Annotated in this window: 7 protein-coding genes, 2 tRNA genes and 4 rRNA genes; 5 read left to right on the top strand and 8 right to left on the bottom strand. The window is 55.7% G+C overall.

Going from position 1 to position 15686, the window contains the following annotated elements; genetic code table 11:
- Positions 1-4: 4 nt before the first annotated feature.
- Complete coding sequence (gene lapG / locus FJD34_RS19610) at positions 5-703, bottom strand: cysteine protease LapG (RefSeq protein ID WP_032862692.1); 699 nt, start codon at positions 701-703, stop codon at positions 5-7.
- A gap of 276 nt (positions 704-979) precedes the next feature.
- Here lapG and FJD34_RS19605 point away from each other — a divergent pair, with 276 nt between their 5' ends.
- The 5 genes from FJD34_RS19605 to FJD34_RS19585 all read left to right on the top strand — a co-directional run bounded on the left by FJD34_RS19605 (position 980) and on the right by FJD34_RS19585 (position 7807).
- Positions 980-1690, top strand: coding sequence for a GntR family transcriptional regulator (locus tag FJD34_RS19605; protein WP_032862691.1), 711 nt, complete (start codon positions 980-982; stop codon positions 1688-1690).
- A gap of 544 nt (positions 1691-2234) precedes the next feature.
- Positions 2235-2990 (top strand): DUF3050 domain-containing protein, encoded by a 756-nt coding sequence (locus FJD34_RS19600; RefSeq protein ID WP_090292622.1) that lies wholly within the window; start codon positions 2235-2237, stop codon positions 2988-2990.
- On the top strand, positions 2987-3934 hold the full coding sequence (locus FJD34_RS19595) for a diiron oxygenase (RefSeq protein WP_090292621.1): 948 nt from the start codon (positions 2987-2989) through the stop codon (positions 3932-3934). Before FJD34_RS19600 ends, FJD34_RS19595 begins: the two co-directional genes overlap by 4 nt.
- The gene (locus FJD34_RS19590; protein WP_090292619.1) at positions 3931-7323 is read left to right on the top strand and encodes an amino acid adenylation domain-containing protein; all 3393 of its coding nucleotides are present in this window, start codon (positions 3931-3933) and stop codon (positions 7321-7323) included. The genes FJD34_RS19595 and FJD34_RS19590 overlap by 4 nt, the downstream gene beginning before the upstream one ends.
- Before the next feature lie 22 nt (positions 7324-7345).
- A complete protein-coding gene (locus FJD34_RS19585; RefSeq protein ID WP_090292617.1) occupies positions 7346-7807 on the top strand; it encodes an SRPBCC family protein in 462 nt (153 codons plus the stop codon).
- Positions 7808-7858: 51 nt separating this feature from the next.
- On the opposite strand, the gene FJD34_RS19580 is transcribed toward FJD34_RS19585, so the two are convergent.
- From FJD34_RS19580 to FJD34_RS19550, 7 genes are all read right to left on the bottom strand, one after another.
- Positions 7859-9739, bottom strand: coding sequence for a methyl-accepting chemotaxis protein (locus tag FJD34_RS19580; protein WP_090292616.1), 1881 nt, complete (start codon positions 9737-9739; stop codon positions 7859-7861).
- Between the two features lie 262 nt (positions 9740-10001).
- Positions 10002-10117: ribosomal RNA gene (rrf, locus tag FJD34_RS19575) — 5S ribosomal RNA — on the bottom strand.
- Positions 10118-10224: 107 nt separating this feature from the next.
- Positions 10225-10340, bottom strand: a 5S ribosomal RNA gene (gene rrf, locus FJD34_RS19570).
- Between the two features lie 157 nt (positions 10341-10497).
- Positions 10498-13391: ribosomal RNA gene (locus FJD34_RS19565) — 23S ribosomal RNA — on the bottom strand.
- 249 nt (positions 13392-13640) lie between these two features.
- Positions 13641-13716 (bottom strand) — tRNA-Ala (locus FJD34_RS19560).
- A 30-nt stretch (positions 13717-13746) separates the two neighbouring features.
- Positions 13747-13823 (bottom strand) — tRNA-Ile (locus tag FJD34_RS19555).
- Positions 13824-13904: 81 nt separating this feature from the next.
- A 16S ribosomal RNA gene (locus tag FJD34_RS19550) occupies positions 13905-15441 on the bottom strand.
- Together the 16S, 23S and 5S rRNA genes with 2 tRNA genes alongside form the textbook arrangement of a ribosomal RNA operon.
- Positions 15442-15686 lie beyond the last annotated feature (245 nt).

The following is a 15686-nucleotide window of genomic DNA, read 5'->3' as shown; positions in this document are numbered from 1 at the left end:
ACAGTTACTCCTCGTTGGCCGGCTCGGCGGGGAAGCCTTCCGCACGCATTTTCTTCAGCACATCCTGCCAGCGCGACAGGCGTTTGGTGTCGCCGACCTTCTTGTTGCCCTTGGCGCCCGGCAGGTACAAGCCTTCGGCGTTGAAGGAGTAGACCGGCAGCAAGTCGGTCCGTTGGCTGGCGGGCTGGATTTCGTCGATCAGGCTGTCGAGCACCAGCGGCATGGCCTCTGGCGTCGAATAATAAGTCAAGACCATGTGGGCACGATTCTGCCGCAACGCCTTGACGTAGGTAATGCGCAATTTGTCGCTGGAGACGCCCAGGCGGCGTAGGCTGAAATACTTGGCGATGGCATAGTCTTCACAATCGCCGGCGCCTTTCCACAGGGCTTCGATGGGCGTTTCCCAGTAATCGACCTGGTTCCACAAGTCGATATCCTCGACATAGCGCACCCGCTTGTTGAAGAACAGGTTGACCACCTTGAGCTGCTCCAGCTCACTGCCTTGTTTCTGTGTCGCCAGCAACTGCTGCCAGTCGTCGATACGTTGCTGTCCTGCACCCAGCGGCCCATAGAGCCCCGTGGCGCGCCGGCTGATCTGGGAAAAATCCCAATCGGCATGCAGCCCGCCGGGCAATAAGCCAGCCAGCAGCAGCGCTGAAAACAGCCAGCACAGGATCCGCGAGGGAGTAAAACGTACCGCCAATGGCTTCAGTCCGTAGAAAGAGACGGAGAATCAATCGATGGTGAAGGGTCGATCGGCAAAAGACAATGGCACAGTGCAATCACTCAGCGCCCACTCAGCTAAACCATTGCGCCTTGTAAGACGCCCGCAAGCCATAATGTGCGATGAAATACCGCGCTGTTGAGTCGCTTACAAAGGGAAACCTTGCCTGTTTGACAAGCCTGCATGCAATCTCTAGTGTTCTTTGGATCCAATTAGCCATAACCCATTCCAACAAGAAAGGAGGATAGCGTAGTCGTGACGCACAAGCCGAACCCTTTGAGCAGCATCAAGATCAGTGGGCCCATTCCCGCTCACCTCGCTCGCTCCGTTATCGAAGAAACATTGCGCAACGCCATACTGGATGGCCGTCTGCCTTGCGGCACCGCCATGCGCCAGCAAGAGCTGGCCAGCCTGTTCGGGGTCAGCCGGATGCCGGTGCGCGAGGCGCTGCGCCAACTGGAGGCACAGTCGCTGCTGCATGTTGTAACCCATAAGGGTGCCGTGGTTGCCCCGCTGATTGAAGATAACTCCGCGGAGACCTACGCCCTGCGCATTCTCCTGGAGTCAGAGGCACTGCGTTTAGCGATCCCGTTGCTCAGCGAGAACGATATCGAACAGGCGGGCGCCTTGATCGACACCCTTGAGCGCGAAACCGACTACACCGAAATCGGCCGGCTCAACCGCCTGTTTCATATGACGCTGTATGGCAAGGCACCCAACCAGCGGCTGTTAAACCTGGTGGAACATGGGCTGAACGAGGAGGAACGTTTCCTGCGGTTCAACCTTGAAGCCATGGGGCTGGGCGAAACCTCCCAGGAAGACCACCGCGAACTGCTGAGCCTGGTCGCACAAAAAAAGGTCGAGCAGAGTGTACTGACGCTGCGCAATCACCTGATGCGCGGGATGGAAGTGATCACGCATTACCTCAACAGCATTGAACAGGACAACGATAAAGGGCCGCGGTGACTTCTCCCGACTTTGGCTGCCCCGTGCGCGGCCTGGATCACCAGGCGCCGCATATGTCCAAAGCCGCTCCGTACCCGCCGTCCCCTCCTGGACGGTTGCGCCAACAGACCCGAGATTGACCGACAGGAAACCGCCAGCGTTGCAAAACAACAGCGAATCAAACCCTGCCCGTTAAGTCCACTTATTTAAACTCGCAAACAACAAGGAAAGTTCCTACTTCGAACAGAAAGTTCAACTACAGCATTTCCCTCCCCGTAGAAAAACCTTATATAACTCAGAAAATATCTGAACACTTAACCAAGTGATTACTCTTTAATGGGGCTTGGCACTTCAGTCGAAAGCGTGGACACAGGCCTGGGCATAACTGTGGACAACGCGCGCGCCAACAAGACTAGCGTGCTTTGTCACTATTTGTTGCTTGCCAGGTAACCAAGCCAGACGCAAGAGCCTCACGATCGGGCAACAAAGCCCTCGCCAGCAACATGCACTTGGTTCTAAACAACCGTTTCATTTGAGTCGACACAACGACTTATGGGCATTAACCATGTTTCAACTACAAGAACTAATTAGACATAAAAAATTGCAACTACATGAACATCCTATTTTTCTAGAGATCAATTCTTTCCCTCAGTTACAACACTTTATGCAAAACCATGTTTTCGCCGTTTGGGACTTCATGACGCTGACCAAACGCCTACAACAGGACCTGACCTGCATGCGCCTGCCCTGGCTGCCGCCGACAGACCCGCAGGCCGCGCGATTAATCAACGAAATTGTCCTGGACGAAGAATCAGACCAGCGCCTGGACACTGGGCACAGCAGCCACTTCGAACTGTATCTGGACGCCATGCGCGAGGTGGGAGCCAGCACCCTCCCCATCGAACGTTTCATTGCGTTGCAGCGAGAGGGGGCAAGCGTCGATAGCGCCTTGGCACAGGTCACGATTGATCCTGCGGTAGAGCGCTTTGTCCGGCACACCCTGGACGTTGCCTTGAACGCACCGACCCATTGTGTCGCCGCAACCTTCCTGCATGGCCGCGAAAGTGTCATCCCGACGATGTTCAAACGCATCCTGGAAGGCAGCAACGTTGCCCACCGGCAAGCCCCCAGCTTGTGCTACTACCTACAGCGACACATCGAGTTGGACGCCCAGGGCCACGAGCCGGCCGCAGAGCGCCTGCTTAGGCGGTTGACCCAGTCGGACCCCCTGCGCGAAGAACAGGCCTGGAGCGCGGCCCTGAGCGCCGTAGAGAGCCGCATTGCCTTGTGGGACGGCCTGCGCCAGGAGGTGAGCCTGTGAACGCTGCCGACTACCGCCCGTTCGCGACCGACTGGGAGCATCGAGCGACCATCCGCACGCGTCCGCGACGCCTGCTGGAAAATGACGACAAGCTGATCTATCCCCTGTGTCGCCAACCGTTGGTACTCAGTGCGAGTTTTCTCGAACATTGCCCACAGTGGCGCGATTTTGTCCTGGTGCAGACGTTCTACAAGTTCATCCATGACGTGGTGATCTTTGAAACCGAGATCGTTGATAAAACCGCACGGGGCATCGCCAAGAATCGCTGTTCAATCCCCTTCCCTGCCGCCTGCCGCTACGACGCCATGACCGTGGTGGTCGATGAGGACTACCACGCCCTCGTCGCCCTGGACTTCATGCAGCAAACGCTGGAGCAGACCGGTATCGCACCGCTGGAACTGCCGGCGACTATCGAATTGAGCCGCGCCATACCCATCGCGCAGGCACAAGCGCCGGCGCATCTACAGGATGCCGTAGAGCTGATTTGCGTGGCGATTGCCGAGAACACGGTCACCCATGACGTGGCGGCGTTTGCCAAGGATGACAGCGTCAAACAATCGGTAAGGGGGTTGATGGCCGACCATCTGGCTGACGAGGGGCGCCACGCCAACTTTTGGACCTGCCTGGTGCGACTCTACTGGCAAACGGCAAGCGAAGAAGACCGCCGCTGTATCGCCCGGGTCCTGCCGATCTTCCTGCAACACTATTTGACCAATGACCTGCAAAGGGACTTCGACCTGCGATTGATCGAGCATCTGGATATCAGTCCCCATGCCCGCGCAGCACTGCGGGTCGAGGTCAACGCCTTGGCCTTCCCCATCACCCATCAGCACCCGCTGATCAGTAACATCATGGGGTTGCTGCGCCGCAGTGGGCTGCTGCAAACACCGTGTGTCGCCCAAGCGTTAAACGCCTATCTGCCTGCATCCGGGAGCCCGTCATGAGACGCCTCGGCATTACGCTGGTCGGAACCAGCCCGGCCTTGCATGAACTGGGGCTGGCACTGGCGCCCTTTGGCCATGATCTCGCCGCGCAGGCACCGGCAATCGACCTGTTGATTGAAGACGGCAGCCAGCCCGTCACACAGGACCTGGCCGGCATGGCCGTGATGAGCCTGCGCCTGTCCATCGGGCCCTTGAGTGACAGGGGGCTGCCGGTCCTGCAAATACGCTGCTATGACCGTGCACAGCAACTGCTGGCCGTGCTGGACGTGACACCGCCCTCCTGCGGCAACGGTCAACAGCTTCGGCGCCAGGCCGTGGCACGCCTGGCCGAATGGGTAGCGCTGCAAGTCAGTGGTTTCTCGCGCAACCCTGGCCATTTCACACAGCACGCGAGTGCTTCCACACATCCAGAGCAGAGCCTGCTAGGCCTGGAGGGACTGGCATACCTGCATCGCCTGAACCGAACTGATGAACCGCTGCTGATGCAAAAAGCTCGCACGCCGCTGATCAAGCAACTGGAGCAAAGCTTGCGGGTCTTTGCCGACAGGCCGGCCCTGGAGATCGATGGCCACACCCTGAGCTATCGCCACTTGTTGCGGCACAGCCTGGCCATTGCGCAGGTGCTGCGGCCGTTGCTCGGGGCTGGGCAGGCGCCTGTGGTCGGTATCTGCCTGGGCAAGTCTGTCGGGTTGTACGCCAGCATTCTGGCGACCCTGGGCTGCGGCGCGGTGTATCTGCCGCTGGAACCGGGCCACCCACTGCCGCGCCAGCGAGCCATGCTGGAGAATGCCGGCGCCCTGGTGTTGCTCGATGATGGTCAACATCCCTTGCGCGCGCACTTCATGGCTGTGGATGTCAGCCACATAGACAGCCAGCACATCGACGACAACGCCCCCCTGACGCTCACTTCGCCCTCGGCTGACAGCGCCAGCATGGTGTTGTACACCTCGGGCACCACCGGCCAGCCAAAGGGAGTGTTGCTCAGCCAGCATAACCTGGCTCATTTCTCTGCGTGGTACAGCCAGTATGTGGAACTGCGTGAATGCAGCCGCGTACTGCAATTTTCATCGTTGAGTTTTGATTCTTCACTGATCGATCTCTTTCCGGCCCTGAGCCAGGGCGCGACTCTGATTGTTCCCAGTGAAGAACAGCGTCGCGACCCTCATCAGTTGGTTGAGTTGATCCGGCAACAGCGTGTCTCTCACGCATTCCTACCGCCGGTACTGTTAAGCCTGCTCCCGATGGATCGACCGCTGGGCTTGAAGCACTTGGTGACCGGTGGCGACCTCTGTGAACCCCATGTTATCCAGCAGATGGCCGGGCAATGCGCCTTGCACAACCTGTATGGCCCGACGGAGGCCACAGTGCTGGTCAGCAGCCGCCGGATGCGGGCTGACGACAGCAATCTCAACCTCGGTAAGCCAATCGCCAACAGCCAGGTGCTGATCCTCGACGAGCAGCACCGACCGGTCGAGGATCAGGTGGTCGGCGAGCTGTACATTGTCGGCCCCGGGGTAAGCCTTGGTTATGTGAACCAGCCACAACAGACGGCCAAGTATTTTGTGCACCTTGTGCTGCCTGACGGCCAGGCCTTGCGCGCCTATCGTACGGGAGACCTGGCGAAATGGACTGTAGAGGGCATCGAGCTGGTCGGGCGCCAGGACCAGCAGGTGAAGATCCGTGGCTTTCGGGTCGAGCCCCGGGAAATCGAGCAGTGTCTGCGCGCCAGCCAGCTATTTCGCCAGGTGGCGGTGGTGATTGACTGCGATCGCAGAGTCCTCGCGTTCGTGGCCAGCGCTGATCCAAACTATTCAGGCACCGCCGTGGCAGCGCTCAAGCAACATGCCAGGAAGATGCTGCCGGACTATATGCAGCCGACCGTGTGCAAGGAGCTGGCGAGCCTGCCCTATGGCAGCAATGGCAAGGTTGACCGCCAGGCCTTGCTGGCGCTGGCGGTTCAAGCCGCCGTCTCGGACAGCCCTCAACGGCGGCCCAATACGCCAGTGGAAGTGCAATTGCTGGGCCTGTGGAGTGAGCTGCTGGGGTTGCCAGTCAACGAGATCTCGACTGATGACAGTTTTTTCCATCTCGGCGGCCACTCTATCCTGCTGTCAACCATGCTCCTGCGGATTCGTGAGCTGTACGGGCGCAGCCTGCCCCTCAATCGATTTATCGAAGCGCCAACGGTGCAGACGCTTGCGGCGTTGATGGGCGATAGCGCGCCAGGTACCGCGCCCACCGATCGGGCGCTAAGCGATGCACTACGTACGCTGGATATTGCGCTGTTGTCGGGGGAGCATGCCGGTGATCGCCACAAGGCTATCGTGACGGGCGCCAACAGCTTCCTGGGCATCCATATCGTCGAAGCCCTGCTGGTGGCCGGGGCGACAGAAGTGGCTTGCCTGGTGCGCGAAAATCCTAGGCAATCGGCCATTGCACGGTTCACCGAAGCCTTGCGCGAATACCGCCTGGAACACCTGGACCTGAGCCGCGTGCGTGTGTACACGGCCGACCTGCGCCAACCTCGCATGGGGCTGCAAGCACAGGTCTATGAGCACCTCGCCCGCCAGTATGGGGTGCTGGTACATAGCGCGGCCCACGTCAATCACGTCATGGACTATGCATCGCTGGCCCAGGACAACGTGGAGCCGGTGCTTGAATGCCTGCGCCTGTGTGAAACCCATTGCAAGAAAGTGCTCAATTTCGTGTCCACATTATCCGCGTCAAGCAGCGTCGGGCCTGACGGGCAAGTGCTTGAAGCACCTGCGGCAAGCACGCCGCCGCTCTACATCAAGAACGGCTACAACCTGTCCAAATGGGTGGCTGAGCGACTCTTGGGGCGTGCCGCCGGGCAAGGCGCCTGGATCAATATCTATCGACCCGGGAACATCAGTTTCAATAGCCGCAACGGCGTCTGCCAACCGCACAAAAACCGCTTGATGCTGATGCTCAAGGGCTCGCTGCAGTTGGGCCGGGTGCCACGCCTGGGATTGAACTTCGATCTGATGCCGGTGGATTTCCTGGCGCGTTTCATTGCCTTCCACAGTGGCAACTGCGTTGCCGAACGCAGCGTCTTCAACCTGCACAATCCGCAGCCTTTGAGGTGGGAAACCTACGTGGAGTCGTTTCGCCAGGCAGGTCATGCGTTCGAGTTGGTGAGCGTAGCGGATTGGCAACACCATCTGCGCGAAGTGGGTCGCGAGAATGCCCTTTTCGGAGTGCTCGGGTTCTACCTCAATGGGCAGGGAGAGGATATTGGCGACATTTCAATGATTCGCCATGAGAACGCACGCCATGGCGTCGAGCAGATGGGTGCGCAGTATCCCGAAAAAGAACCCGCGTTGTTACGCAGAGGATGCCAGTACCTCAACGCCATCGGCTTTCTGTGAGCCCCTCCATCAGGAAAAACTTATGAGACAGCTACAACCCGATACGTTGATCAAAAACCCCCAAGGCAAGCCGCTGGTGTCATCAGTGGTGACTGCCTGCAGCGCCGCCAACCTGTGGCGGGTCGTAGGTCGATTCGAGGGGTTTGACGCGTTCATTCCTGCCCTGGCACGCATCACAATGACGGGCAGCGGTGTGGGATCGCTACGTAAAAAACGCTTCCACGATGGCAATATCGTCGTGGAACAGCTCAACAGTTACGATGCGCTGGCGATGCACATGACCTGGACCACGATCTATAACACCTTGGGCGTGGCCCGACTGTGGGCGGCGATGAGCGTCGAGTCGCTCGGGGAGAACCTGGCGCGTGCGACCTGGACCATCATCGCCGAGCCTCTTGATGCCGGCGATAAAGAGGGATTTGAACATTTCATCCAGGGGTTCGCCGACAGTGCACTGGATAACGTGCGTCGGTTGCTTGGCTGAAAAAAATGGCGCAGTGCATTGCTGCACTACGCCATGTTTACCGCAGGCTGATCAGATCTTGAAACTGTCGACCAGTTGCTTCAAGCGATTGGCTTGTTGTGACAGCGCATCACAGTCTTTCAAGGTCTCGTTGAGATTGGCCACACCTTGCTGGTTCAACAGGTTGATCTGGTTGATATCAACATTGAGCGTCTCCACCACGGCAGTCTGTTCCTCAGTGGCTGCCGCCACCGACTGGTTCATGCCATCAATCTCGACGATTCGCTGAGTCACGCTGATCAAGCGTTCACCCGCCTGGTTGGCGACCTCAACACTTTCTTCGCTGGACACCTGGCTGGCGTTCATCGTGGTGACCGCTTCGCGTGAACCGATCTGCAGCGAGGTGATCATCTTGTGAATCTCCTCCGCCGACTCCTGGGTACGGTGCGCCAGGTTGCGGACTTCGTCGGCCACTACGGCAAAACCACGGCCGGCTTCACCGGCACGGGCAGCCTCAATCGCGGCGTTGAGGGCCAGCAGGTTGGTTTGCTGGGAGATGCCCTTGATAACATCAAGAATGTGGCCGATGTTATCGGTACTGGCATTCAGCGTTTCGATCTGCGTGCAGGACAGGCTGATCTTCTGCGACAGCTCGGACATCGCCAGGATGGTTTTCTCCACCACTTGACGACCGTCATCGGCTTGCTCACTGGCGCCACTGGCGTGTTGCGAGGCGTCAGCGGCGTTACGGGCGATTTCCTGGGTGGCGGCACCCAGTTCGTTAATGGCCGCAGCAACGCTGTTGGTACGGGCGCTCTGCTCGTCAGAGCCGATAATCGAGGCGTTGGACGATGCCATCACTCGCTGGGAAAGATCGTGCACATGCCTCGTCGCTGAAGACACTTCACTGATGGAGGCATGAATGCGTTCGACAAACTGGTTGAACGCGCCACCCAACTCGCCAAACTCATCTTTGCTTTCCACAGCCAGGCGGCGGGTCAGGTCGCCCTCACCCTGGGCAATGTCCTGCATCGCACGGCCCATAGTTGTCAGGGGACGCATCAGCACCTGAATCAACAAGCTCAGCAACACGGCAATCGCTGTGACGGCAATGAACATCGCGATCAAAGCGGAGGTGCGGAATTTACTCAGGGGTGCGTAGGCTTTGTCTTTGTCGATCGACAGGCCTATGTACCAGTCAGCGCCCGGCAAGTCGCTGATCGGGGTAAAGGACAGAATACGGTCCTGGCCATTGAGGACGACGTCCTGATTAACCTTCTCAATACGGACGTTGCTGCCTGGATAGATGTCCTTGAGGTTTTTCATCACGTGGTCCTGGTCGGGACTGACGATCACCTGCCCGTCGCCACTGACCAGGAATGCATGGCCAATGCCACCGAAGTCTACCGAGTTGATGATCTTCACCAGGGTTTGTAGGCTCAAGTCGCCACCGACCACACCGAGCAGTTCACCATTTTTCTTGACCGGCATCGCGATGGTGACGATCAAACCGCCGACGGCGGCCTTATAAGGCGGCGTCAGCATGGGTTTGTCGGCAGCCACAGCCTGCTTGTACCAGGGGCGCTGACGTGGATCGTAGCCGTCAGGCATTTTCGCGTCAGGGCGCTGAGTGAAGACGCCGTTGGTTGAACCGACATAGGTGAACTGAAAGTTCGAGGTGAATGCCGGCTGATCAACCAGACCGGGAAGGTCGGTATTGCTGCCTTGGTGAGCAACGTTCTGCGCAAGGTTTTCCAGGACCAGCACCCGACCACTGAGCCAGTTCTGCACGCTGCTGGCGGTCAGGTCACCTGACTGCTGGATGGATGACTCCAGGTTTTGCTTGATGGTATTGCGCTGCAGGTAGTCGTTGTACAACGTGAAGAGCGCGAAGGCCAAAACCACGACGCCTGACGCGGCCAACAGAATTTTATGACTGAACTTGAGATTCATTTCATCGACTTCTTTTTGCCAAAAGGGGGTGAGCGTGCCGAATGCAACTTTCCATGTACGGTATAGGCGGACTCTACGACCGCTCTATTTCGGTGCACGCATGGCTCATCAGGCTTTCGGCCGAGACTGGATAAATCTTAGAAATTTGTGGGATACATCTTCTTTTTATGTATGAAATCGACAGGCGGTCAGGCTAGAACACTTAGGCCCCAAAACGACAAAACCCCCGCCTGCGTTAGCAGACGGGGGTTTCGGAATTTGATCTTGACGATGACCTACTCTCACATGGGGAAACCCCACACTACCATCGGCGATGCATCGTTTCACTGCTGAGTTCGGGATGGGATCAGGTGGTTCCAATGCTCTATGGTCGTCAAGAAATTCTGTGTACCAGAGCGTTGCGCTAGCAACGGCCCGGTGAAATTCATGGACTTCTACATAAACAAAACCCCAACTGCTTTCGCAATTGGGGTTTCGGAATTTAATCTTGACGATGACCTACTCTCACATGGGGAAACCCCACACTACCATCGGCGATGCATCGTTTCACTACTGAGTTCGGGATGGGATCAGGTGGTTCCAATGCTCTATGGTCGTCAAGAAATTCGGGTACTGAGTCGTGGCCAGCTGGCCTCGCTTCAGCAAATTGGGTATGTAATAGAATTCGGTGTTTTGTGAGAATCGAACTTTCGGTTCATTTCGTCTTCACACACCGCAATCTGATGCTCTTTCGAGTAGTCAAATTGCTTGGGTGTTATATGGTCAAGCCTCACGGGCAATTAGTATTGGTTAGCTCAACGCCTCACAGCGCTTACACACCCAACCTATCAACGTCGTAGTCTTCGACGGCCCTTCAGGGAACTCAAGGTTCCAGTGAGATCTCATCTTGAGGCTAGTTTCCCGCTTAGATGCTTTCAGCGGTTATCTATTCCGAACATAGCTACCCGGCAATGCCACTGGCGTGACAACCGGAACACCAGAGGTTCGTCCACTCCGGTCCTCTCGTACTAGGAGCAGCCCCTCTCAAATCTCAAACGTCCACGGCAGATAGGGACCGAACTGTCTCACGACGTTCTAAACCCAGCTCGCGTACCACTTTAAATGGCGAACAGCCATACCCTTGGGACCGGCTTCAGCCCCAGGATGTGATGAGCCGACATCGAGGTGCCAAACACCGCCGTCGATATGAACTCTTGGGCGGTATCAGCCTGTTATCCCCGGAGTACCTTTTATCCGTTGAGCGATGGCCCTTCCATACAGAACCACCGGATCACTAAGACCTACTTTCGTACCTGCTCGACGTGTCTGTCTCGCAGTCAAGCGCGCTTTTGCCTTTATACTCTACGACCGATTTCCGACCGGTCTGAGCGCACCTTCGTACTCCTCCGTTACTCTTTAGGAGGAGACCGCCCCAGTCAAACTACCCACCATACACTGTCCTCGATCCGGATAACGGACCTGAGTTAGAACCTCAAAGTTGCCAGGGTGGTATTTCAAGGTTGGCTCCACGCGAACTGGCGTCCACGCTTCAAAGCCTCCCACCTATCCTACACAAGCAAATTCAAAGTCCAGTGCAAAGCTATAGTAAAGGTTCACGGGGTCTTTCCGTCTAGCCGCGGATACACTGCATCTTCACAGCGATTTCAATTTCACTGAGTCTCGGGTGGAGACAGCGCCGCCATCGTTACGCCATTCGTGCAGGTCGGAACTTACCCGACAAGGAATTTCGCTACCTTAGGACCGTTATAGTTACGGCCGCCGTTTACCGGGGCTTCGATCAAGAGCTTCGCGTTAGCTAACCCCATCAATTAACCTTCCGGCACCGGGCAGGCGTCACACCCTATACGTCCACTTTCGTGTTTGCAGAGTGCTGTGTTTTTAATAAACAGTCGCAGCGGCCTGGTATCTTCGACCGGCATGAGCTTACGGAGCAAGTCCTTCACCCTCACCGGCGCACCTTCTCCCGAAGTTACGGTGCCATTTTGCCTAGTTCCTTCACCCGAGTTCTCTCAAGCGCCTTGGTATTCTCTACCCAACCACCTGTGTCGGTTTGGGGTACGGTTCCTGGTTACCTGAAGCTTAGAAGCTTTTCTTGGAAGCATGGCATCAACCACTTCGTCACTCAAAGAGTAACTCGTCATCAGCTCTCGGCCTTAGAATCCCGGATTTACCTAAGATTCCAGCCTACCACCTTAAACTTGGACAACCAACGCCAAGCTGGCCTAGCCTTCTCCGTCCCTCCATCGCAATAACCAGAAGTACAGGAATATTAACCTGTTTTCCATCGACTACGCTTTTCAGCCTCGCCTTAGGGACCGACTAACCCTGCGTCGATTAACGTTGCGCAGGAAACCTTGGTCTTTCGGCGTGGGTGTTTTTCACACCCATTGTCGTTACTCATGTCAGCATTCGCACTTCTGATACCTCCAGCAAGCTTCTCAACTCACCTTCACAGGCTTACAGAACGCTCCTCTACCGCATCACCCGAGGGTGATACCCGTAGCTTCGGTGTATGGTTTGAGCCCCGTTACATCTTCCGCGCAGGCCGACTCGACTAGTGAGCTATTACGCTTTCTTTAAAGGGTGGCTGCTTCTAAGCCAACCTCCTAGCTGTCTAAGCCTTCCCACATCGTTTCCCACTTAACCATAACTTTGGGACCTTAGCTGACGGTCTGGGTTGTTTCCCTTTTCACGACGGACGTTAGCACCCGCCGTGTGTCTCCCATGCTCGGCACTTGTAGGTATTCGGAGTTTGCATCGGTTTGGTAAGTCGGGATGACCCCCTAGCCGAAACAGTGCTCTACCCCCTACAGTGATACATGAGGCGCTACCTAAATAGCTTTCGAGGAGAACCAGCTATCTCCGAGCTTGATTAGCCTTTCACTCCGATCCACAGGTCATCCGCTAACTTTTCAACGGTAGTCGGTTCGGTCCTCCAGTTAGTGTTACCCAACCTTCAACCTGCCCATGGATAGATCGCCCGGTTTCGGGTCTATTCCCAGCGACTAGACGCCCTATTAAGACTCGCTTTCGCTACGCCTCCCCTATTCGGTTAAGCTCGCCACTGAAAATAAGTCGCTGACCCATTATACAAAAGGTACGCAGTCACCCAACAAAGTGGGCTCCCACTGCTTGTACGCATACGGTTTCAGGATCTATTTCACTCCCCTCTCCGGGGTTCTTTTCGCCTTTCCCTCACGGTACTAGTTCACTATCGGTCAGTCAGTAGTATTTAGCCTTGGAGGATGGTCCCCCCATATTCAGACAAAGTTTCTCGTGCTCCGTCCTACTCGATTTCATGACTAAGAGATTTTCGCGTACAGGGCTATCACCCACTATGGCCGCACTTTCCAGAGCGTTCCGCTAATCTCAAAGCCACTTAAGGGCTAGTCCCCGTTCGCTCGCCACTACTAAGGGAATCTCGGTTGATTTCTTTTCCTCAGGGTACTTAGATGTTTCAGTTCCCCTGGTTCGCCTCTTACGCCTATGTATTCAGCGTAAGATAACCATCTTATGATGGCTGGGTTCCCCCATTCAGACATCTCCGGATCAAAGTCTGTTTGCCGACTCCCCGAAGCTTTTCGCAGGCTACCACGTCTTTCATCGCCTCTGACTGCCAAGGCATCCACCGTATGCGCTTCTTCACTTGACCATATAACCCCAAGCAATCTGGTTATACTGTGAAGACGACATTCGCCGAAAATTCGATAATACTCAAAACTGAGTAACTCACAAATTTTACCTTAGCCTGATCCGTTACCAGTGAAAGTAACGTTCAGTCTATCTTTCTATCACATACCCAAATTTTTAAAGAACGAACTAGTCAAAGACTAGAAATCAACATTCACCATCACAACGATGGAATGCTCATTTCTAAGCTTTATACAAACAGAAGCAGTAGTGGTGGAGCCAAACGGGATCGAACCGTTGACCTCCTGCGTGCAAGGCAGGCGCTCTCCCAGCTGAGCTATGGCCCCGTATTTCTACAGGCGTTTCCCACACAAAATTGGTGGGTCTGGGCAGATTCGAACTGCCGACCTCACCCTTATCAGGGGTGCGCTCTAACCAACTGAGCTACAGACCCAATTTCGGGCTGCTTCTTTCGTCTTCTTCAATGAATCAAGCAATTCGTGTGGGAACTTATGGAGCAGCTGATGTCGTCGATTAAGGAGGTGATCCAGCCGCAGGTTCCCCTACGGCTACCTTGTTACGACTTCACCCCAGTCATGAATCACACCGTGGTAACCGTCCTCCCGAAGGTTAGACTAGCTACTTCTGGTGCAACCCACTCCCATGGTGTGACGGGCGGTGTGTACAAGGCCCGGGAACGTATTCACCGCGACATTCTGATTCGCGATTACTAGCGATTCCGACTTCACGCAGTCGAGTTGCAGACTGCGATCCGGACTACGATCGGTTTTATGGGATTAGCTCCACCTCGCGGCTTGGCAACCCTCTGTACCGACCATTGTAGCACGTGTGTAGCCCAGGCCGTAAGGGCCATGATGACTTGACGTCATCCCCACCTTCCTCCGGTTTGTCACCGGCAGTCTCCTTAGAGTGCCCACCATTACGTGCTGGTAACTAAGGACAAGGGTTGCGCTCGTTACGGGACTTAACCCAACATCTCACGACACGAGCTGACGACAGCCATGCAGCACCTGTCTCAATGTTCCCGAAGGCACCAATCTATCTCTAGAAAGTTCATTGGATGTCAAGGCCTGGTAAGGTTCTTCGCGTTGCTTCGAATTAAACCACATGCTCCACCGCTTGTGCGGGCCCCCGTCAATTCATTTGAGTTTTAACCTTGCGGCCGTACTCCCCAGGCGGTCAACTTAATGCGTTAGCTGCGCCACTAAGAGCTCAAGGCTCCCAACGGCTAGTTGACATCGTTTACGGCGTGGACTACCAGGGTATCTAATCCTGTTTGCTCCCCACGCTTTCGCACCTCAGTGTCAGTATCAGTCCAGGTGGTCGCCTTCGCCACTGGTGTTCCTTCCTATATCTACGCATTTCACCGCTACACAGGAAATTCCACCACCCTCTACCATACTCTAGTCAGTCAGTTTTGAATGCAGTTCCCAGGTTGAGCCCGGGGATTTCACATCCAACTTAACTAACCACCTACGCGCGCTTTACGCCCAGTAATTCCGATTAACGCTTGCACCCTCTGTATTACCGCGGCTGCTGGCACAGAGTTAGCCGGTGCTTATTCTGTCGGTAACGTCAAAACAGCAAAGTATTAATTTACTGCCCTTCCTCCCAACTTAAAGTGCTTTACAATCCGAAGACCTTCTTCACACACGCGGCATGGCTGGATCAGGCTTTCGCCCATTGTCCAATATTCCCCACTGCTGCCTCCCGTAGGAGTCTGGACCGTGTCTCAGTTCCAGTGTGACTGATCATCCTCTCAGACCAGTTACGGATCGTCGCCTTGGTGAGCCATTACCCCACCAACTAGCTAATCCGACCTAGGCTCATCTGATAGCGCAAGGCCCGAAGGTCCCCTGCTTTCTCCCGTAGGACGTATGCGGTATTAGCGTCCGTTTCCGAACGTTATCCCCCACTACCAGGCAGATTCCTAGGCATTACTCACCCGTCCGCCGCTCTCAAGAGAAGCAAGCTTCTCTCTACCGCTCGACTTGCATGTGTTAGGCCTGCCGCCAGCGTTCAATCTGAGCCATGATCAAACTCTTCAGTTCAAACATCTTTGGGTTTTTAAGAAACCCTAAACTTGGCTCAGCAATCGTTGGTTACATCTTTGATTTCTCGCGGAGTAACTTGTGATGCTGATAATCTTGTTGACTATCAGTCTGACTCCACAAGCACCCACACGAATTGCTTGATTCAGTTGTTAAAGAGCGGTTGGTTAAGATCTTTCGTCTCAACCGAGGCGCGCATTCTACAGCAGCCTCATTTGCTGTCAAGTGATTATTTTCAGAAGTTT

This window comes from Pseudomonas brenneri (genome assembly GCF_007858285.1).
Lineage (GTDB): Bacteria > Pseudomonadota > Gammaproteobacteria > Pseudomonadales > Pseudomonadaceae > Aquipseudomonas > Aquipseudomonas brenneri.
Note: the sequence above shows the minus strand (reverse complement) of the source record. Positions and strands in the feature narration are given on the sequence as shown.